This is a genomic window from Bradyrhizobium sp. cf659, assembly GCF_900113725.1.
Taxonomy (GTDB): Bacteria; Pseudomonadota; Alphaproteobacteria; order Rhizobiales; family Xanthobacteraceae; genus Bradyrhizobium.
This window is the reverse complement of sequence record NZ_FOQJ01000003.1, coordinates 231,934-250,947: the sequence shown is the minus strand read 5'-3', so window position 1 is coordinate 250,947 and position 19,014 is coordinate 231,934. Positions and strand designations below refer to the sequence as shown.

Sequence of the window (19,014 nt, the reverse complement as noted above, 5' to 3'; positions counted from 1 at the left end):
GGCCATTGCGGAATATGAGCATCACTTATCCCGTGGTGATTTGAGCCGGCCGGCTTGCAGCCACGTTAAATAAGTCGCTAAACAGGCCGGGGACCTCTGTGATCCCGGCCCGTGGATATATCCAGGCCGGTTTTTTTGTGACCGTTTTCGACGAGACGGTCATGTCGGAGGTACCTATGTCGAAGTCGCCTGCTGCTTACCGTCCCGAAACCCGCCTGGTCCATTCCGGCACCCTGCGCTCGCAATTTGGCGAGACGTCGGAGGCGCTGTTTCTGACCCAGGGCTACGTCTACAACAGCGCCGAGGAGTGCGAGGCGCGGTTCAAGGGCGAGGATCCCGGCTTCATCTATTCGCGTTATTCGAACCCGACCATCGCGATGTTCGAGCGCCGCATGATCGAGCTCGAGGGCGCCGAGGCGGCGCGTTCGGCCGCGACCGGCATGGCCGCGGTGACGACCGCGATCCTGGCGCCGCTGAAGGCCGGCGACCACGTGGTTGCCTCCCGCGCGCTGTTCGGCTCGTGCCTCTACGTCATCCAGGACCTGTTGCCGCGCTACGGCATCGAGACCACGCTGGTCGACGGCCTCGATCTCGACCAGTGGCAGCGGGCGTTGCGACCGAACACCAAGACGTTCTTCCTGGAGAGCCCGACCAATCCGACGCTCGACGTGCTCGACATCCCCGGGATCGCCGAGATCGCGCACAAGGGCGGGGCGCGGCTCGTCGTCGACAACGTGTTCGCGACCCCGATCTGGCAGAGCCCGCTCGCGTTAGGGGCCGACGTCGTGGTCTATTCCGCGACCAAGCACATCGACGGCCAGGGCCGCTGCCTCGGCGGCATCATCCTGTCCTCGGAAGCCTTCATCGCCGAGCACCTCCACAATTTCATGCGCCAGACCGGGCCGTCGATCTCGCCGTTCAACGCCTGGGTTCTGCTCAAGGGCCTGGAGACGCTGGCCGTGCGCGTGCGCGCGCAGACCGACACCGCGGCCCGCATCGCCGAGGTGCTGGCGAGCCATCCCAAGATCTCGCGGCTGATCTATCCCGGCCGCGCCGATCATCCGCAGGCAGCGCTGGTGAAGAAGCAGATGCGCGGCGGCTCGACGCTGGTCGGCTTCGAGGTCAAGGGCGGCAAGGCGGCCGCGTTCCGCGTGCTCAACGAGCTCAAGCTTGCGAAGATCTCGAACAATCTCGGCGACGCCAAGAGCCTGGTCACGCATCCGGCCACCACGACGCATCAGCGCCTGAAGCCGGAAGACCGCGCCGCGCTCGGCATCAGCGAGGGCTTCATCCGCTTCTCCGCGGGGCTCGAGCATGCGGACGATCTGATCGAGGATCTGACGGCGGCGCTGGAGAAGGCGTGAGAGGAGCCATGCACTCGCACTCGTAGGGTGGGTTAGCCCTGCAGATGCGCGAAGCGCATCTGCTCGGCGTAACCCACCAACTTCGTTCCGCAATCGTTGATGCATGGTGGGTTACGGCTTCGCCTAACCCACCCTACGGCACCGAGCCTACATCGGCCGGTACGCCCGCACATCCCCGGGCACGTTGACTCCGAGCCTGATCTGGCCGACGGAGCGGATGATGTCGTCGCCGAGGAGCTGGGCGAAGCAGGCGTAGCCCCAATCGTTCATGTGCAGGCCGTCGGCGATGACGAAGCTCTCGACCGGGATCGATTGGTTCTCGTGCCAGTCGCGCATCACCTCGAAGCGCGGGAAGATGCCGACGTGACGGAGCTCGGCGACCTTGCCGAGCAGCTTCACCATCTTGCCGGCGCTCTCCTTGCGCTGGTTGACGGCCGGCGAATATTGCGGATCGACCAGCACGATATCGGCGCCGCCGGCGGCCTGGATGCGGGAGATGCCGTCCTCGACCATCTTGGCGGTGTCGCCGGGATCGAGATTGCGCAGCACGGCGTTGGTGCCGACCTGCCAGATCACCATATCCGGATGCACGTCGATCACCTCCTTCTGGAGGCGCTTCATCATCTCGGGCGCGTCCTCGCCGCCGACGCCGGCATTGATGACGGTGATGTCGGCGGTCGGATATTGCCGGCGCAGCTGCGCGGCGAGACGGTTCGGATAGTTGAAATCGGGCGAGCTCGCGCCATAGCCGGCGGTCGACGACGAGCCGAATGCGACGATCACGACAGGCTTGCCGGCGACGAGCTTGTTCGCGACATGTGGCAGCGAACCCATCGCCTTCGAGCCGCCCTTCGGCGGCAGGCAGGGGACGCGGTTGAAGACGTCGCCGGCAGATTTGGCGACCTGCTTCACCTTGTCGATGGCGCGCGCGGTGAGGCCGCGCTGTTCGGGGGACGTCGCGGCGACGGTGGTCTGGGAGGGCGAAGCGGAAGCAGGATTATTCGACTGCGCGGGCGTCGCCTGCGCGGCCTGCGCCTGCGCGCGCGACTGCGAAACGGGCGTCAGCACCAGAAGCGCCGCCGCGGGCGCAGCCAGCCATGCTGTCAGGCGAAAAGGGCGGAGAGAACTCATTAACGCTAGACCTCAATTTTGCTGCTGGGTCGGCCCCAGATGAGCAGCTTCGATCACGAACTGTGCCAACGCCCGGCCAAGGCAATCATGGACCTGTTTCGCCAGCTCAGGCCCGCGGGACGGACTGAACAGGTCGAACTGACCCTGATCGTTCCACTGCCGCATGATCGCGAAACGGTCGAACAGCGGGATGTCGTGCTCCTGTGCCACCACTCGCATGTTGTCGAGATAGGGCGGCACCGAGATCATGGTTTCGGTACGCGGGCTGTATTGCAAGTTCATCAACACGACGTCAGCCCCTGCATTTTGCAATGCGGAAACCCCTTCGGTCACCGCGCCGCGAAAATCGTCGGGATCGATTGCTCGGATAGCATCCACGGTCCCGGTCTGCCAGATGACCAAAGTAGGCCTTTTTGCTTCCATCAGCTTAACGAAGCTGGCGGCCGCCTCCTCTGCCGTCTTCTTGCTCTGTATTTCTACGGAGACGTGCACAGGTTCCGACGGCGGCAGCTTGTCCTTCAAAATGGCCTGCATGCGCGCCGGATAGGAAGCGTCCTCGGAGGCCGGAATCGTGGTCGAGCGGCTGCCGATGACCAGTATTTCGAGCGGTTTGCCGGCCTTGATGGCATCGGCGACCTTGGGAAGCTGGCTTTCGCTGGTGAGCAGATAGGACGGCAATTCGCAGGCTGCGGGTGCGGCCGGAGCGGCCGACGTAGCATCGTCCGCGCGCGCCGAAGGCGCGGCGAGGCCACCACATAGCAGGATCAGGCTCAGGAGAACCTTCGCCTTCATCAGCCCCCTCCCGCCATATCGGCGTTGCCGACGGCGTTTTTGGTTTTCGCACCGCTCTTGTCAGCTACGCGCTTGTACCACGAAATCACCCAGGCGACGCCCCACATGATCAGGATTCCGGAGAGACTAATCACCGCATGCATGACGGCGCCGCCGGAGACCTCGGCCAGGATGAAATGACCGGCGAAGGCCAGGAAGACGCCGAGGCAGAAGATCTCCAGGGAATGCTGGCCGCACAGGATCAGCGGCCGCAGCCAGGGCGATTTCAGCCCCGGCCAGTCCCGCGGCAGGAAGCGCACGGTGAGCGCGGCCAGCGCCAGGAAATGCGTGAAGCGCAACACGTCGAGATCGGTCTTGTCGATCGGATACATCCACTGCTCGAGCCGCTTCGGCATCAGATGCGAGAGCTGCGGCAGGTACCAGGTCAGCGTCACGTAGAACGCCGCCGCGAGATAGGCGATCGCGATCCACATCGTCACCGGTGAAGCCAGAATACGCGACATGCGCCGCGCACCTCCGAGCGCACACCATGCACCGAAGACGAAAAGCAATTGCCAGGCCAGCGGATTGAACGCCCAGAAGCCGTTCGGATAGGCGGAGAAGTAGAGGTCGTATTCCCAGGTGACCGCGTAGAGCACGACCGAGAGGCCGAGCGTGACATCGGGCTTCCACTTCATCGACCACAGGATCAAGGGCAGCGCCAGCATCAGCACGATGTAGAGCGGCAGCACGTCCATGTTGACGGGACGGAAGCGCAGCAGCAGCGCCTGCACGATGGTGACGTCGGGCTGCTTGAGAAAGTCCATGATGCCCATCTCTTCGGTGTAGAGCGGGTTCTCGAAGCTGGTCGCGACGTAGGAGATCTCGGCGAGGAAGATCGTGAACAGGAAGACGTGGGCGACATAGATCTGCCAGACCCGGCGCAGGATGCGCGCGGTGGCGATGACGACGCCGCTCTCCAGCATCGCGCGGCCGTAGACGAAGGCGGCGGTGTAGCCGGAGATGAAGATGAAGATCTCGGTGGCGTCGCTGAAGCCGTAATTGCGGATCGTGAACCAGGTCAGCAGGCTCGTCGGCAGATGGTCGATGAAGATCAGCCACAGCGCGAGGCCGCGGAACAGGTCGAGCCGGAGCTCGCGCTCGCCGATGGCGGGCAGCGAGATGGCCGGCGCGGCCGCACGCGGCTTTGCGTCCACAGGCTTTGCTCCCGCGATCGTCGATCCCGTCACTTGGTCGGCAATGGTCATCGGGGCCAAAAAACCCTCGCGCAAATCGCGACGTTAAAAAAGGAGTGTACCGGTCCGGCCGTCGTCTCGCAAAGCGGCCAGATCACATAAGGGTGTCTTCCCTGGGGGTGTACTTCTCCGCGAATTCTGGCGGTTCGATGTCGCGAAAGCCGCCTGCGGCGTTTGGTTCCCGGCCGGGTTTTCGCTATGATGGCAGCCATGTACCGCGCCGTGACCCGCCAGATCGAAGTGACCGTCGAGCCGAACTTTGTTCCGGAACAGTCGTCGGCCGACCGCTCCCGCTATTTCTGGTCCTACACCATCGTCATCACCAATTCCGGCGAGGAGACCGTGCAGCTCAAGACGCGGCACTGGATCATCACCGACGCCACCGGCCGGCAGCAGGAGGTGAAGGGCGAGGGCGTGGTCGGGGAGCAGCCGACCCTGGCCCCCGGCGAGCGCTTCGAATACACCTCCGGCGTGCCGCTCTCGACCGCCTCTGGCTTCATGACCGGCCGCTACCTCATGGTCAGCGAGAGCGGCGAACGCTTCGAGATCGACGTGCCGACGTTTTCGCTGGATAGCCCGGACAACAAGCGGGTGTTGAATTAGGGGCGGTGCCGTAGGGTGGGTTAGCCGCAGGCGTAACCCACCACTTCTCTCTGCACACGGAAACCAAAGAGGTGGGTTACGCCGGGCAGATGCGCTTCGCGCATCTGCAGGGCTAACCCACCCTACGATGTCCGAGTTCCTGGCGCGCAGCTTCCCCCAATCCCGTCATTGCGAGCGCAGCGAAGCAATCCAGAATCTTTCCGCGGTGGCAGTCTGGATTGCTTCGCTACGCTCGCAATGACGGAGTATGAGGTGTGGGCTGGTTCTCCAGATGGCACTGTCATTCCCCGCGAAGGCGGGGAATCCAGTACGCCGCAGCCTCTCGGCTCCATCACAACCGCCTCTGGAATACTGGATCGCCCGCCTTCGCGGGCGATGACAGCGAGTGTGTAGTCGCAGACACGCCTTCGCAGCCTCGCGGCGGATTTCGCCCGAGTTTTGCTTCGTCGCTCCACCCTCTGAAGCCAAGAGGGCGCAGGGAAGGCCGGGTGCCGGCTGGCACCCGCGGTCTGCTGCGCGAGGTGGTGCGCAGAAGAAACCGCACACCCTGCGCAGTGGTTGGACGGCTTATGCCGTGCTCTCCCGGGAGCCGAGTTCCTTCTGGCCTCCCTCGCCTTCGCGGAATTCACCGGCACCGCGCCGGTTGACGCGACTGCCGCCTCCGCAAGAGCTTGACCGTAGCAACGACGGCCAGGACCACACGGTTTTGCCGTACGCACGGCTCGCCATTTCGCTGCGGTTTTTCTAGCCCTGTCGACGGAGCCGGAAACCTGCTGGCGAGACGAACCTGACAGCGCCGCTCGTCTGGCACGAGGTCTTGGGCTCACGGAGAGCAATCCGCCCTGCCCGCAACTCTCGCGTCCGACGCTGCCGCGTCCACCGCAAGCCCGGCTCGCGACAGTGACGACACAAGATCGCCCCTCAAGGATGAGCCGGGATCGGCGATACATACGACAAATCCGAATTTCGGTAAAGCGGAATATTTTCGCGCAGGCCGATTGACAGCGGACGACACAGGCACGCCCTCGCCAGTTCCGTCATCCCCGCGCAACGGCGAAGCCGTTGTCGCTGGAGGTGCGAGACAGGGACGCAACGCGTCCCATGGGGAGCCTCGGAGGATGAACGGCCCCGATGCAGCCGGGCCGTCGCCCTTCGAGGCTCGCCGAAGAGGCGAGCGCCTCAGGGTGACGGTGACGGAGCGGTGCGCGTTGCTTCCACATCGTCATTGCGAGCGCAGCGAAGCAATCCAGAGTCTTTCTGCGGATACAGTTCTGGATTGCTTCGCTGCGCTCGCAATGAGAGAGGATAGGTAGGAGTCTACGCGTCCTCCACGCCCGCCTCATCCGGCGTGAAATCGTACACCGACGAGCAGAACTCGCAGGTGACGACGACCTTGTCGTCCTTGACCATCGCGGCGCGATCGTCCGGCGAAAAGCTCTTCAGCATCGAGGCGACCGCGTCGCGCGAGCAGGAGCATTGCGCCTTCAGGACCAGCGGATTGAACACGCGCACGCCACGTTCGTGGAAGAGGCGGTAGAGCAGCCGCTCGCCGGACAGCTCCGGATCGATCAGCTCGACGTCCTCGACGGTCTCGATCAGCGAGCGTGCCTCGACCCAGGCGTCGTCTTCAGCGACGCTGTGCATTTCGGCGCCTTCGGGCGCATCGCCGGGATGCAGGTCCGCCTGCCGCGCGCGCTCCGGCGCCTTCGGCAGGAACTGCATCAGCATGCCGCCGGCACGCCAGCGATGCTTGCCGCCGTCGTTCGAGCGCCACTCCTCGCCGACCGCAAGACGCACGCGCGTCGGGATCTGCTCGGAGCGCAGGAAATATTCGTGGGCGGCGTCTTCGAGGCTGCCGCCGTCGAGCGCGACCAGCCCCTGGTAGCGGCTCATGTCGGGGCCCTGGTCGATGGTCATGGCGAGATGGCCGCGGCCGAGCAGCGTGCCGGAATCCCTGATCTCACCGAGGCGCGCGGCGTCGAAGCGGGCATAGGCGCGCAGGCGATCCGGCGCCATGTAGTCGACGACCAGGAACGACACCGGACCATCGGTCTGGGCCTGGAGGATGAAGCGGCCCTCGAATTTCAGCGCCGTTCCGAGCAGCGTGGTCAGCACGATGGCCTCGCCGAGCAGCTTGCCCACGGCAGCGGGATAATCGTGCTTGGTCAGGACATCGTCGAGCGCCGGACCGAGCCGCACCAGCCGGCCGCGCACGTCGAGCGCGTCGACCTCGTACGGCAGCACGGCGTCGTCGATCGGAACTGCCGATGGTGCGCGAACCGGGCCTTCAGGCCCGGTTTTCATGTCAGGGGATTGGGAAACCATGGCCGTCTATCTGGGGTCCGTGGGTGGGAAATGGAAGGGGGGCTGCGGCTGCATCCGGCATGCAGAATGGACGTATGCAGGCACGGCAAACTCAGTGTCGTCCTGGCGAAAGCCAGGACCCATAACCCCAAGCAGGAATTGTCGCGCGAGATGACAATTGCCGATCTTCGCCAAACAAAAGCCGGTGGTAATGGGTCCTGGCTTTCGCCAGGACGACAGTTGCATGTGAGGCGCCCGCCGGGCAGCGCCGCCTCACTTCACCGCGTCGAAGCACCAGGCCAGAATGCCCTTCTGCGCGTGCAGGCGGTTTTCGGCCTCGTCGAACACGACCGATTGCGGGCCGTCGATCACCTCGTCGGTGACTTCCTCGCCGCGATGGGCGGGCAGGCAGTGCATGAACAGCGCGTCGGGCTTGGCCAGCGACATCAGCTTGGCATTGACCTGGTACGGCTTGAGCACGTTGTGGCGGTGCTCGCCTTCCTTGTCGCCCATCGACACCCAGGTGTCGGTGACGACGCAATCGGCGCCGCGCACGGCGGCTTCCGGATCGGTGCCGAGCATGATCGGCGCGCCTGACGTCTTGATCCAGTCGCGCATCGCCTTCTTCGGCGCCAGCTCCGGAGGCGTTGCGACGTTGAGCTGAAACTTGAAGCGCTCGGCGGCATGCGCCCAGGACGCCAGCACGTTGTTGTCGTCGCCGGTCCAGGCCACCGTCCGGCCCTCGATCGGGCCACGGTGCTCCTGGTAGGTCAGGAGGTCGGCCATCACCTGGCAGGGATGCGAGCGCCGGGTCAGACCGTTGATGACGGGCACGGTCGCGTTGGCCGCAAGCTCCAGCAGCGCGTCGTGGTTGAGGATGCGGATCATGATGGCGTCGACATAGCGCGACAGCACCCGCGCGGTGTCGGCGATGGTCTCGCCGCGGCCGAGCTGCATCTCGGCGCCGGTGAGCATGATGGGCTCGCCGCCGAGCTGGCGCATGGCGACGTCGAACGAGACGCGCGTACGCGTGGAGGGACGTTCGAAGATCATCGCCAGTGTTTTGCCTTCGAGCGGCCTCACCGGCTGATGCGCCTTCTGCTTCGCCTTCATGGCGGAGGAGGCGTCGAGCATGCTCTTGAGCTCCGACAGCGGGAGCTCGTTGATGTCGAGGAAGTGCTTCGGCGACTTGCTCATCAGCTTGCCGCCCGCTTGGTCTGACTGGACGAGATCGCGGCGCAGGCGCGTTCGAGCCGCCCGACGCTGTCCTCGATCTCGGCTTCGGTGACGATCAGGGGCGGCAGGAAACGCACGACATTGTCGCCGGCGCCGACCGTGAGCAGCTTCTGGTCGCGCAGCGCCGCGACGAGATCGCCTGATGGCACCACGGCCTTGATGCCGATCAGGAGTCCCTCGCCGCGCACCTCGCTGACGATGTCGGGATGACGGTCGATCACGGAAGCAAGCTTCTGCTTGAGCAGCAGCGACATCTTCTGCACGTGGTCGAAGAAGCCGGGCTTGAGCATGACGTCGAGCACGGCGTTCGCAGCCGAGATCGCCAGCGGATTGCCGCCGAAGGTCGAGCCGTGCGAGCCGGGCCCCATGCCGGCCGCCGCCTCCGCGGTCGCCAGCACCGCGCCGATCGGAAAGCCGCCGCCGAGCGCCTTGGCCAGCGACATCACGTCAGGCGTGACGCCGGTGCGCCTGTGCGCGAAGAGATCGCCGCTGCGGCCCATGCCGGTCTGCACCTCGTCGAAGGCGAGCAGCAAGCCCTTCTCATCGCAGAGCTGGCGCAGCGCCTTGAGAAAACCTGACGTCGCCGATCGCACACCGCCCTCGCCCTGGATCGGCTCGATCAGGATGCCGGCGGTCTGCGGACCGATTGCCTTCTTGACGGCCTCGATGTCGCCATGCGGCACCTGATCGAAGCCATCCATCGGCGGACCAAAACCTTCGAGATATTTTGCAGATCCCGTTGCGGCCAGCGTCGCCAGCGTGCGGCCGTGGAAGGCGCCTTCGAAGGTGATGATGCGGTAGCGTTCCGGATGCCCCTTGGAGAAGTGGTGATGGCGGACCAGCTTGATCACCCCCTCCAGCGCTTCGGCGCCGGAATTGCAGAAGAACACGAAGTCCGCGAAGCTCTCATTGCACAGGCGCACGGCGAGCTTCTCGCCGTCCGGGCTCTGGAACAGGTTCGACATGTGCCAGAGTTTTGTCGCCTGCTCCTGCAACGCCTTGACCAGCGCGGGATGGGCGTGGCCGAGCGCGTTCACCGCGACGCCGGAAGTAAAATCGAGATAGCGATCGCCATTGGTCGCGATCAGCCAGCAGCCCTCTCCGCGCTCGAAACCGAGGTCGGCCCTGGCGAAAACGGGGAGCAAATGCGGTGCTGCGCTGTTAGTCATGACGGTCACTTGATGTTGCGGACGGTGTGAGCGTGCATTGCGCAACGCACCATTGACCGGCCCGGAAAACGAAACGTGCCGCCTTTTAAGGGCGGCACGCGCCACTATCTTAGGCCTGGTGAACCGGGTGTCAATGCCGCCCGAAAGCCTCGCGAAACGCTGAATCCGTAGTCTTGCGGTGCCGAATTTGCGGGATTTTGGCCACGGAACATGTGGAAGCGAGTCGGCGGACTCTTGCGCGTGAGTCACGCCATATTGTAGCGTTTGGCTTGTCAGATACGACATCTCGTGCAGCAGTTCTGATCCTCTAAGTCCTCATGTACCGGCGTAAACGTTCGGGCGCATCTGGTGCGCCCGGCGAGCCTTAAGGGATTCTGACGGCACGGGTTTTTTCGAGGCTTAGGCATTCGCCGCGAGGCGCCAGGATGGCAGCCGCACGGCGAGGGAAAGGGTGCAATGACGGTTTTGACCTGGTCCGACGATCGCGTCGAGCAGTTGAAAAAGCTCTGGGAGGCCGGATTGTCGGCCAGCCAGATCGCAGCCGAGCTCGGGAACGTGACCCGCAATGCCGTGATCGGCAAGGTGCACAGGCTCGGCCTGTCCGGCCGCGCCAAGAGCCCCTCATCGGCGGCTCCGCGGCCGCGCAAGGCGCGCCCCGCGCAGCACATGATGCGGGTCAGCCGCCCCATTGCGCGCGGCAACACCGCGCTGGCGCAGGCCTTCGAGGTCGAGGTGGAGGCCGAGCCGGTCACCTACGACAACGTGGTGCCGATGAGCCAGCGGCTGTCGCTGCTGGAGCTGAACGAGGCGACCTGCCACTGGCCGGTCGGCGATCCCTCGAGCCCGGATTTCTTCTTCTGCGGCGGCAGGGCGCTGTCGGGCCTGCCCTACTGCGCCCAGCACTCGCGCGTGGCGTATCAGCCGGCCGCGGATCGCCGGCGCGCTCCGGCCAAGCCCTCGCGGTGAGTTCGCGGATCTAGCTGATTGCAAAGACGGCGCCGTCACGCGATGACGGCTCGACATACTCCGATGTCGTCCCGGCCGAGTGCGCAATTGCGCACGGGGGGCCGGGACCCATAACCACCAGCAGGTGTGGTTACAGGGGCTCGGAGTTACCCTTCTCGCACAAACAATTGCGCCTTGGGGTTATGGGTCCCGACCTTCGCCGGGACGACACCGATATCGTGGCGACAGCTCGCCAGACCAACTCGCCCTGACTTACGTCTGCTCCGCCTTCGCAAAACGATCATCCAGCGCGTAGCCGGCGCCGCGGACGGTGCGGATGGGATCCTGCTCGCGGCCGAGATTGAGCAGCTTGCGCAGGCGGCCGATATGGACGTCGACGGTGCGCTCGTCGATGTAGATGTCGCGGCCCCAGACGCTGTCGAGCAGCTGCTCCCGCGAGAACACGCGGCCGGGATGCTCCAGGAAGAACTCCAGCAGGCGATATTCGGTCGGGCCGAGGTCGATCGGCCGGCCCGAGCGCGCCACGCGGCGCTTGTCGCGATCGAGCTCGATGTCGCCATAGGCGAGCACGGTGGCGAGCCGCTCGGGGCTGGCGCGCCGCAAGAGGCCCTTCACGCGCGCCAGCAGCTCCGGCACCGAGAACGGCTTGACGATGTAGTCGTCCGCGCCGGTCGCAAGGCCCCGCACCCGCTCGCTCTCCTCGCCGCGCGCGGTGAGCATGATGATCGGCAGCTGCTTGGTCTCGGGCCGGGTCCGCAGCCGCCGGCACAGCTCGATGCCCGACAGTCCCGGCAGCATCCAGTCGAGCACGATCAGATCGGGGATGTGTTCCTTGAGGCGGGTGTCGGCGTCGTCGCCGCGCATCACCGTCTCGACGTCATAGCCGTCGCCTTCGAGGTTGTAGCGGAGAAGCTCGGTGAGAGCTTCCTCGTCCTCAACCACCATAATGCGTGCGCCCATGGTGTCGTCGCTCCTTGCGTCTTCAGGTATTCGGGACCGTCGTGGCGAAGGTCGTCATGTCGCCCTTCGGCCGCTTGTCGGTGATCGCCTGGCCCTCGATCATGTAGAACACGGTCTCGGCGATGTTGGTGGCGTGGTCGCCGATCCGCTCGATGTTCTTGGCGCAGAACATCAGGTGGATGCAGAACGAGATGTTGCGCGGATCCTCCATCATGTAGGTGAGGAGCTCGCGGAACAGCGAGGTGCAGATGGCGTCGACTTCCTCGTCGCCCTTCCACACCGCCATCGCCGCCGGCAGATCGTGCGCGGCATAGGCGTCCAGCACCGACTTGACCTGCTGCTGCACGAGGTCGGTCATGTGCTCGAGGCCGCGGAACAGCTTGAGCGGATGGAAATCCGTCTCCAGCGCGGCGACACGCTTGCCCATGTTCTTGGCGAGGTCGCCGATGCGCTCGAGATCGGTCGCAACGCGCATGGCGCCGACGATCTCGCGCAGATCGACCGCCATCGGCTGGCGGCGGGCGATGGTGAGCACGGCGCGCTCCTCGATGCGCTTCTGGAGCGCGTCGAGCTCGGTGTCGGTGGCGACCACGCGCTGGCCGAGCGCGACGTCGCGGCGGATCAGCGCATCGACGGAATCGACGATCATGCGCTCGGCGATCCCGCCCATCTCGGCGACGAGCCGGGTGAGCTCCTGGAGGTCGGTGTCGAAGGCCTTTGCGGTATGTTCAGAACCCATGTTCCGTCTCCTCAGCCGAACCGGCCGGTGATGTAATCCTGCGTGCGCCGGTCGCTCGGCGACGTGAAGATCTTGCTGGTGTCGTCGAACTCGATCAGCTCGCCGAGATACATAAAGGCGGTCTTGTCGGAGACGCGCGCCGCCTGCTGCATGTTGTGGGTGACGATCGCGATCGTGTAGTTCTCGGACAGTTCCTGGATCAGCTCCTCGACCTTGGCGGTCGAGATCGGGTCGAGCGCCGAGCAGGGCTCGTCGAACAGGATCACCTCGGGCCGCACCGCGACGGTGCGGGCGATGCAGAGGCGCTGCTGCTGGCCGCCGGAGAGCGACAGGCCGGAGGCGTTGAGCTTGTCCTTGACCTCGTTCCACAGCGCGCCGCCGCGCAGCGCCTTCTCGACGCGGCCGTCCATCTCGGACTTCGAGATCTTCTCGTAGAGGCGGATGCCGAAGGCGATGTTCTCGTAGATCGTCATCGGGAACGGCGTCGGCTTCTGGAACACCATGCCGACGCGGGCGCGCAGCAGATTGAGGTCGAGCCTGGGGTCGAGGATGTTGGTCTGGTCGAGCATGAGCTGGCCGGTGGCGCGCTGGCCCGGATAGAGGTCGTACATCCGGTTGAAGATGCGCAGCAGGGTCGACTTGCCGCAGCCGGACGGGCCGATGAACGCGGTGACGCGGTTGGTGCCGAGCGTCAGGTTGATGTTCTTCAGCGCGTGGTGCTCGCCGTAATAGAAGTTGAGGTTGCGCACCGTCACCTTGGCCGGCGCTTCCGGCAGCAGCGGCGCCTGGGGCAGTCCGCCGGATGCGCTCATCGATACGGAAAGATCACTCATTTTGCGGTCCTCTCGGCGCCAAGGATGCGCGCGCCAATATTCAGGGCAAGAACGGTCAGGGTGATGAGCAGCGCTCCGCTCCAGGCCAGCTGCTTCCAGTAGGCGTAGGGGCTCTGCACGAAGTTGTTGATGGTCACCGGCAGGTTGGCCATCGTCTTGTTCAGGCTCAGGCTGAAGAACTGGTTCGACAGCGCGGTGAAGAGCAGCGGCGCAGTCTCGCCGGCGACGCGGGCGGTTGCGAGCAGCACGCCGGTGATGAGGCCGGAGCGGGCGGCGCGATAGGCGATCCGCTTGATCACCAGCGAGCGCGGCAGGCCGAGGGCGGACGCCGCCTCACGCAGCGCGTTCGGCACCAGCAGCAGCATGTCCTCGGTCGTGCGCAGCACCACCGGGATGACGATGACGGCGAGCGCGAGGCTGCCTGCGATCGCCGAGAAGCCGCGCATCGGCACCACCACCGCGCCGTAGATGAACAGGCCGATGATGATCGAGGGCGCCGAGAGCAGGATGTCGTTGATGAAGCGGATCACCGACGTCAGCTTGTCGTTGCGGCCGTATTCGGCGAGATAGGTGCCGGCGAACAGGCCGAGCGGCGCACCGATGCCGACGCCGATCACGGTCATGATCAGCGAGCCGACGATGGCGTTGAGCAGGCCGCCCTCGGTCGAGCCGGGCGGCGGCGTGTTCTCGGTGAAGAGCTGGAGATTGAGCCCGGCCACGCCGTTGTAGAGCAGCGTGATCAGGATCAGCGCGAGCCAGGTGACGCCGAAGGCGGCGGCGGCGATGCAGAGGCCGCGGATGACGAAGTCCTTGCGGCGGCGGCGTGAATAGATCGGGTTCATGGCCTTAGTTCCCCGCCTTCTTTTCCAGCCGCATCAGCATCATCCGGGCGGCGGCGAGCACGAAGAACGTCAGCACGAACAGCAGGAGGCCGAGCAGGATCAGGCCGGACTGATGCAGGCCGTCGCTCTCGGCGAACTCGGAGGCGATCGCCGCCGAGATCGTGGTGCCCGGGGCGAAGATCGAGGAGGAGATGCGGAACGAGTTGCCGATGATGAACGTCACCGCCATGGTTTCGCCGAGCGCGCGGCCCAGCGCCAGCATGACGCCGCCGATGATGCCGACACGGGTATAGGGGATCACCACGCTGCGCACGACTTCCCAGGTGGTGCAGCCGACGCCGTAGGCGGCCTCCTTCAGCACCGGCGGCACCGTCTTGAACACGTCGACCGAGATCGAGGTGATGAAGGGCAGCACCATGATGGCGAGGATCAGCGCGGCGTTGAACAGGCTGAGATAGGACGGGGGACCGGCGAAGATCGCGCCCAGCACGGGAACGCCGTCGAAGATCTTGATCATGAACGGCTGGAAGGTGTTGGCCAGGAACGGGCCCAGCACGAAGAAGCCCCACATGCCGTAGATGATCGAGGGAATGCCGGCGAGTAGCTCGACCGCCATGCCGATCGGACGGCGCAGCCATTGCGGACAGAGCTCGGTGAGGAAGATCGCAATGCCGAGCCCGACGGGAATGGCGATCAGCATCGCGATGAAGGAGGTGACGAGCGTGCCGTACATCGGCCCGAGCGCGCCGAGCACGGGCGGATCCGCCGACGGCGCCCAGCGCTGCGTCCACAGGAAGGAGACGCCGTACTCCTTCATCGCCGGGAAAGCGCCGACGATGAGCGAAACGATGATGCCGCCGAGGATCAGCAGCACCGAGATCGCGGAGAGCCGCGTGATCCAGTAGAAGGTGACGTCGCCGAGCTTGAACGCGCTCAAGGCCTTGGCGCGATCATACGGTCCGGCGTCGTCGATTACATCGCTCTGAACGGCCATCTCTGCCACGCCGATCCCCTGTGCCCGTTATATAACGCTTGCTGTCGGTCTTGTTGTTGGTCTTGCGCTCCGGATGCGGCGCAGTGCCGATCCGGAGCGGAGGTCTTTTGAGATCCCGGCGCGCTGTCCGGGACAGCAGCGCTTAGCTCTTGATCTCGGCAGCCCAGGTCTTCTCGATCAGGGTCACGACACCCTCGGGCATCGGGATGTAGTCGAGCTCTTCAGCCGCCTTGCCGCCGCTCTTGAAGGCCCAGCGGAAGAACTTGATGGCTTCCTGCGAGGCCGCCTTGTCGGTGGCATCCTTGTGCATGAGGATGAAGGTCGCCGCCGTGATCGGCCAGGACTTGTCGCCGGGCTGGTCGGTCAGGATGACGTAGTAGCCGGGCGCCTTGGCCCAGTCGGCGTTGGAGGCGGCCGCCTGGAAGGCTTCGACGGTCGGCTGCACCGGCTTGCCGGCCTTGTTGACGAGACCGGCGTAGGTCAGCTTGTTCTGCTTGGCATAGGCGTATTCGACGTAGCCGATCGAGTTCTTGGTCTGGCCGATGTTGCCGGACACACCCTCGTTGCCCTTGGCGCCGACGCCGACCGGCCACTCGACGGCGGTGCCCTCGCCGACCTTGCTCTTCCAGTCCGCGCTGGCCTTGGAGAGGTAGTTGGTGAAGTTGAAGGTGGTGCCCGAACCGTCCGAGCGGCGGACCACGGTGATCGCCTCCGACGGCAGCTTCAGGTTCGGATTGAGCTTCTTGATCGCGGCATCGTCCCACTTGGTGATCTTGCCGAGATAGATGCTGGCGAGAGTCTCGCCGTCGAACACCATCTCGCCCGGCTTCACGCCCTCGATGTTGACGACCGGAACGATGGCACCCATCACCATCGGCCACTGGACGAGGCCGTCCTTCTCGAGCTGCTCGGCCTTGAGCGGCGCGTCGCTGGCGCCGAAGGTCACAGTCTTGGCCTGGATCTGCTTGATGCCGCCGCCGGAACCGATCGACTGGTAGTTCAGGCCATTGCCGGTCTCCTTCTTGTAGGCGTCAGCCCACTTGGAATAGATCGGGAACGGGAACGTCGCGCCTGCGCCGGTGATGTCGGCAGCAAAGGCTGCCGTCGTCGATGCGGCGACCAAGCCGGCAGCGACGATCGTTTTGAGGAAATTCATGCTGGTCTCCATACAGGGGAGCGAAGCGCCATCCGCGCCCGATCGCGCTCCCCGTGCCGCCCCTTTAGGAGCGGTCGGCTGTGCTTTTACGAAGGTTTCGTGACAGTCGGATGACAACCTCAAGCAATTGAAATCGCTTGAGTTTCAGGTTGCCGCCGGGGGCCTGGCCTGGGGAAAACAGGCGGTGAAAGTGGCGCCCTGTTTGGGCACGCTTTCGATCAAAAGCCGGCCGCGATGCCGGTTAAGAATATGTTTCACCAGCGATAATCCGAGCCCGGTCCCGCCCTGCAAGCGGCTGTCGCCGACGTCGACCCGGTAGAACCGCTCGGTCAGCCGCGGCAGGTGCTCGGGCGCGATGCCGGGGCCGAAATCCCGGACCATGACCCGGATTTCCTGAGTTCCATCAGTGGCGGCGCCCGAGGTCAGCGACACGATGACGCGTCCGCCCGAGGCGCCGTATTTGAGCGCGTTCTCGATCAGGTTCTCGAACAGGCGGAGCAGCTCCTCGCGGTCGCCCGCGATCATCACCGGCGGCTCCGGCAGATGGATCTCGACCTCGACCTGGCGCTCGTGCGCCAGCGGCTCGAGCCCGTCGGCGACCTGGCGGATGATCGGCAGCAGGTCGACCAGGGTGTCGGGCCGCACATGGGCCGACAGCTCGACCCGCGACAGCGAGAGCAGATCGTCGATCAGGCGCGCCATGCGGGTGGCCTGGTTGTGCATGATGCCGAGGAAGCGCTCGCGCGCCTTGGGGTCGTCCTTGGCCTGGCCCTGGAGCGTGTCGATGAAGCCGGACAGCGCGGCGAGCGGCGTGCGCAGCTCGTGGCTGGCATTGGCGACGAAGTCGGCGCGCATCTCCTCGACCCGGCGCAGCGGCGTCTGGTCGTGGAAGGTCATCAGCATGCATTTGTCGGCGCCGCCGAAGCTGGTCGGCACCGGCACCGGCGTGATGATCAGCTCCATCCAGCGATCGACCGGGACATGGTCGAGATAGGTCGCGCGCCGCGGCTCGGTGGTCGCGATCGACTCGCGCAGCGCCGTGATGATCTCCGGCGAGCGCAGCGCGAACTGGGCGAGCTCGTTCCTGCGCAGCGCCGGCGCGAGCTGGGCCGCGGCCGCGTTGAGATGGATGACGCGGCCGGCACGGTCGAGCAGCACCGCCGGGTCCGGCATGCCGGCGACGACCGCGGCCACCGCAGCGCTCTCGACCGGGTTGGTGCGCCTGACATCGTCGCGCGAGGCGGCGGTGTCGTGCAATCGCCAGGGGATCAGCGCCGCCGCGGCGATGCAGAGGAACACGGCAATGGCGTGCAACGCCGACATTTCGCCGAGCGAGACCACGACCGACAACGCCAGCGCCGCGGCGATCAGGATGATCGTCGAGTGCCGCAGCCGGTCGGACCAGGGCTGCGCGGTGGGAGAAGAGGGGGCGTCGATCGCCATCGGGCGGGCTTCTCCTAAGGGCTTGTCCTGACGGCCTTGTCCTGACGGCTTGGCCGATCAGGCGCCGCTGTCGCTGCGCTCTCTCACATAGGCGGCTTCACGTGCCGGGCCGGGGTCGAGCTTGAGCGCCGCCTGCTGCAAACGCTTCGATCGGGCGCCGATTATAACTTCGCGAAACGTCAGCAAGATTACAGATATGACGAAGGGGGACAGATAATAGAGGACGCGGAACAGCAGCATGCCGCCGAGGAGTTCCTCCCGGTCCATCTGCCAAAGGCCGACCAGCATGGCGGCGTCGAACACCCCGAGGCCCCCGGGCGAGTGGCTGGCAAAACCGAGCAGGGTCGCCGAGACGAAGATCACCGCGACCACGACGAAGCCGAGATTGGGCTCGTCCGGGACCAGCACGTACATCGCGAGCGCGCAGAAGCCGAGATCGATGATGCCGATCGCGATCTGGAGCAGCGTCAGCGGTCCGCCCGGCAGCACCACGGTCCAGGGCCCGCGACCGACCACACGCGGCTGGGTCCAGACCCAGACCACATAGCCGACCAGTCCCACGATGATCATCAGCGCCAGCGTCCGGTTCAGCCAGGGCGGAAGCTGGTCGATCGAGGCCGCCGCCTCCGGATGGTAGGAGATGCCGAGGCCCAGCACGGCGGCGTTGCCGAGCCAGAAGGTCAGGCCGGCGAGGAAGCAGATCTTTGCGACGTCGATCGCGTTCAGCCCATAGGCCGAATAGATGCGGTAGCGCACCGCGCCGCCGGTGAAGACGCTGGCGCCGACATTGTGGCCGATCGAATAGCTGGTGAAGGCGGCGAGCGCATTGATGCGGTAAGGCACATGGGTGTGGCCGATCGCGCGCACGGCGAACAGGTCGTAGAAGGTCAGGGTGAAATAGCCCGCGGCGACGAACAGCGCCGCCATCGCAATCTGGCTCGGCTCGGTGCTCTTGATCGCCTCGATCACCTCGTTGAAGTCGATGCCGCGCAGCATGTGGTAGAGCACATAGCAAGCGATGCCGATGACCGCGACGCTGATCACAACTCCAAGCTTATGCAGGATTTGCTTCTGGCGCAGCAACGTCATCGCCCTGCGTATGGCTTCCAGCATCTAGACCTCGAACAACACTTCAGCGGCCAGGACGGCCGGCGAACAGGCGGACGACGCACAGGCACTCAACGAACCCTCGCCGCCGGCTCCGGCATCGCGCATGCCCCCTGCCCCTCCACTAGCGCGTTTTGGGG

The 19,014-nt window shown here is 65.2% G+C and carries 17 protein-coding genes and 1 riboswitch; of the genes, 3 read left to right on the top strand and 14 right to left on the bottom strand.

Annotated elements, in window-relative coordinates; translation table 11 throughout:
• Positions 1–22 precede the first annotated feature (22 nt).
• A riboswitch (SAM riboswitch) is annotated at positions 23–102 on the top strand.
• 74 nt (positions 103–176) lie between these two features.
• Complete coding sequence (locus BM118_RS15210) at positions 177–1,364, top strand: O-succinylhomoserine sulfhydrylase (protein WP_143099494.1); 1,188 nt, start codon at positions 177–179, stop codon at positions 1,362–1,364.
• Positions 1,365–1,511: 147 nt separating this feature from the next.
• Here BM118_RS15210 and BM118_RS15205 read toward each other — a convergent pair whose 3' ends face one another.
• The 3 genes from BM118_RS15205 to BM118_RS15195 are packed head-to-tail and all read right to left on the bottom strand — an operon-like array spanning position 1,512 to position 4,534.
• On the bottom strand, positions 1,512–2,495 hold the full coding sequence (locus BM118_RS15205; protein WP_092186374.1) for an SGNH/GDSL hydrolase family protein: 984 nt from the start codon (positions 2,493–2,495) through the stop codon (positions 1,512–1,514).
• Between the two features lie 12 nt (positions 2,496–2,507).
• The gene (locus BM118_RS15200; protein ID WP_092186373.1) at positions 2,508–3,287 is read right to left on the bottom strand and encodes an SGNH/GDSL hydrolase family protein; all 780 of its coding nucleotides are present in this window, start codon (positions 3,285–3,287) and stop codon (positions 2,508–2,510) included.
• Complete coding sequence (locus BM118_RS15195; protein ID WP_092186372.1) at positions 3,287–4,534, bottom strand: OpgC domain-containing protein; 1,248 nt, start codon at positions 4,532–4,534, stop codon at positions 3,287–3,289. Before BM118_RS15195 ends, BM118_RS15200 begins: the two co-directional genes overlap by 1 nt.
• Positions 4,535–4,732: 198 nt before the next feature.
• Here BM118_RS15195 and apaG point away from each other — a divergent pair, with 198 nt between their 5' ends.
• Entirely contained in the window at positions 4,733–5,125 is a 393-nt protein-coding gene (gene apaG, locus BM118_RS15190) for a Co2+/Mg2+ efflux protein ApaG (protein ID WP_177234437.1), read from the top strand.
• A gap of 1,317 nt (positions 5,126–6,442) precedes the next feature.
• On the opposite strand, the gene BM118_RS15180 is transcribed toward apaG, so the two are convergent.
• From BM118_RS15180 to BM118_RS15170, 3 genes are all read right to left on the bottom strand, one after another.
• Positions 6,443–7,450: an Hsp33 family molecular chaperone gene (locus tag BM118_RS15180; protein WP_092186370.1), complete on the bottom strand. Its 1,008-nt coding sequence runs from the start codon at positions 7,448–7,450 to the stop codon at positions 6,443–6,445.
• Positions 7,451–7,702: 252 nt separating this feature from the next.
• On the bottom strand, positions 7,703–8,626 hold the full coding sequence (gene argF / locus BM118_RS15175) for an ornithine carbamoyltransferase (protein WP_027542314.1): 924 nt from the start codon (positions 8,624–8,626) through the stop codon (positions 7,703–7,705).
• A complete protein-coding gene (locus BM118_RS15170) occupies positions 8,626–9,834 on the bottom strand; it encodes an aspartate aminotransferase family protein (RefSeq protein WP_177234338.1) in 1,209 nt (402 codons plus the stop codon). Before BM118_RS15170 ends, argF begins: the two co-directional genes overlap by 1 nt.
• A 456-nt stretch (positions 9,835–10,290) precedes the next feature.
• Between BM118_RS15170 and BM118_RS15165 the strand changes: the two genes are divergently transcribed.
• Positions 10,291–10,800, top strand: coding sequence for a GcrA family cell cycle regulator (locus BM118_RS15165; RefSeq protein ID WP_011083916.1), 510 nt, complete (start codon positions 10,291–10,293; stop codon positions 10,798–10,800).
• Positions 10,801–11,052: 252 nt separating this feature from the next.
• Here the strand turns inward: BM118_RS15165 and phoB are convergent, their stop codons facing one another.
• The 8 genes from phoB to BM118_RS15125 all read right to left on the bottom strand — a co-directional run bounded on the left by phoB (position 11,053) and on the right by BM118_RS15125 (position 18,880).
• Positions 11,053–11,760, bottom strand: a complete 708-nt coding sequence (gene phoB, locus BM118_RS15160; protein WP_008143479.1) for a phosphate regulon transcriptional regulator PhoB — start codon at positions 11,758–11,760, stop codon at positions 11,053–11,055.
• A gap of 22 nt (positions 11,761–11,782) precedes the next feature.
• Positions 11,783–12,499 (bottom strand): phosphate signaling complex protein PhoU, encoded by a 717-nt coding sequence (phoU, locus tag BM118_RS15155; RefSeq protein WP_011083915.1) that lies wholly within the window; start codon positions 12,497–12,499, stop codon positions 11,783–11,785.
• An 11-nt stretch (positions 12,500–12,510) separates the two neighbouring features.
• Positions 12,511–13,332, bottom strand: a complete 822-nt coding sequence (gene pstB / locus BM118_RS15150; RefSeq protein WP_092186368.1) for a phosphate ABC transporter ATP-binding protein PstB — start codon at positions 13,330–13,332, stop codon at positions 12,511–12,513.
• Complete coding sequence (pstA, locus tag BM118_RS15145; protein WP_092186367.1) at positions 13,329–14,174, bottom strand: phosphate ABC transporter permease PstA; 846 nt, start codon at positions 14,172–14,174, stop codon at positions 13,329–13,331. The genes pstB and pstA overlap by 4 nt, the downstream gene beginning before the upstream one ends.
• Before the next feature lie 4 nt (positions 14,175–14,178).
• Entirely contained in the window at positions 14,179–15,168 is a 990-nt protein-coding gene (pstC, locus tag BM118_RS15140) for a phosphate ABC transporter permease subunit PstC (RefSeq protein ID WP_177234436.1), read from the bottom strand.
• Positions 15,169–15,310: 142 nt separating this feature from the next.
• Positions 15,311–16,324, bottom strand: a complete 1,014-nt coding sequence (gene pstS, locus BM118_RS15135; RefSeq protein ID WP_092187009.1) for a phosphate ABC transporter substrate-binding protein PstS — start codon at positions 16,322–16,324, stop codon at positions 15,311–15,313.
• 144 nt (positions 16,325–16,468) lie between these two features.
• The gene (locus tag BM118_RS15130; protein ID WP_092186365.1) at positions 16,469–17,767 is read right to left on the bottom strand and encodes an ATP-binding protein; all 1,299 of its coding nucleotides are present in this window, start codon (positions 17,765–17,767) and stop codon (positions 16,469–16,471) included.
• 57 nt (positions 17,768–17,824) lie between these two features.
• The gene (locus BM118_RS15125; protein ID WP_092186364.1) at positions 17,825–18,880 is read right to left on the bottom strand and encodes a lysylphosphatidylglycerol synthase domain-containing protein; all 1,056 of its coding nucleotides are present in this window, start codon (positions 18,878–18,880) and stop codon (positions 17,825–17,827) included.
• Between the last annotated feature and the right edge of the window lie 134 nt (positions 18,881–19,014).

Coding starts and splice junctions, on each gene's coding strand:
- phoB (WP_008143479.1), bottom strand. CDS start 11,760: ATGGGCGCACGCATTATGGTGGTTGAGGACGAGGAAGCTCTCACCGAG.
- BM118_RS15210 (WP_143099494.1), top strand. CDS start 177: ATGTCGAAGTCGCCTGCTGCTTACCGTCCCGAAACCCGCCTGGTCCAT.
- BM118_RS15180 (WP_092186370.1), bottom strand. CDS start 7,450: ATGGTTTCCCAATCCCCTGACATGAAAACCGGGCCTGAAGGCCCGGTT.
- BM118_RS15165 (WP_011083916.1), top strand. CDS start 10,291: ATGACGGTTTTGACCTGGTCCGACGATCGCGTCGAGCAGTTGAAAAAG.
- pstS (WP_092187009.1), bottom strand. CDS start 16,324: ATGAATTTCCTCAAAACGATCGTCGCTGCCGGCTTGGTCGCCGCATCG.
- pstB (WP_092186368.1), bottom strand. CDS start 13,332: ATGAGTGATCTTTCCGTATCGATGAGCGCATCCGGCGGACTGCCCCAG.
- BM118_RS15195 (WP_092186372.1), bottom strand. CDS start 4,534: ATGACCATTGCCGACCAAGTGACGGGATCGACGATCGCGGGAGCAAAG.
- BM118_RS15130 (WP_092186365.1), bottom strand. CDS start 17,767: ATGGCGATCGACGCCCCCTCTTCTCCCACCGCGCAGCCCTGGTCCGAC.
- BM118_RS15200 (WP_092186373.1), bottom strand. CDS start 3,287: ATGAAGGCGAAGGTTCTCCTGAGCCTGATCCTGCTATGTGGTGGCCTC.
- pstC (WP_177234436.1), bottom strand. CDS start 15,168: ATGGCCGTTCAGAGCGATGTAATCGACGACGCCGGACCGTATGATCGC.
- BM118_RS15125 (WP_092186364.1), bottom strand. CDS start 18,880: ATGCTGGAAGCCATACGCAGGGCGATGACGTTGCTGCGCCAGAAGCAA.
- pstA (WP_092186367.1), bottom strand. CDS start 14,174: ATGAACCCGATCTATTCACGCCGCCGCCGCAAGGACTTCGTCATCCGC.
- BM118_RS15205 (WP_092186374.1), bottom strand. CDS start 2,495: ATGAGTTCTCTCCGCCCTTTTCGCCTGACAGCATGGCTGGCTGCGCCC.
- BM118_RS15170 (WP_177234338.1), bottom strand. CDS start 9,834: ATGACTAACAGCGCAGCACCGCATTTGCTCCCCGTTTTCGCCAGGGCC.
- apaG (WP_177234437.1), top strand. CDS start 4,733: ATGTACCGCGCCGTGACCCGCCAGATCGAAGTGACCGTCGAGCCGAAC.
- argF (WP_027542314.1), bottom strand. CDS start 8,626: ATGAGCAAGTCGCCGAAGCACTTCCTCGACATCAACGAGCTCCCGCTG.
- phoU (WP_011083915.1), bottom strand. CDS start 12,499: ATGGGTTCTGAACATACCGCAAAGGCCTTCGACACCGACCTCCAGGAG.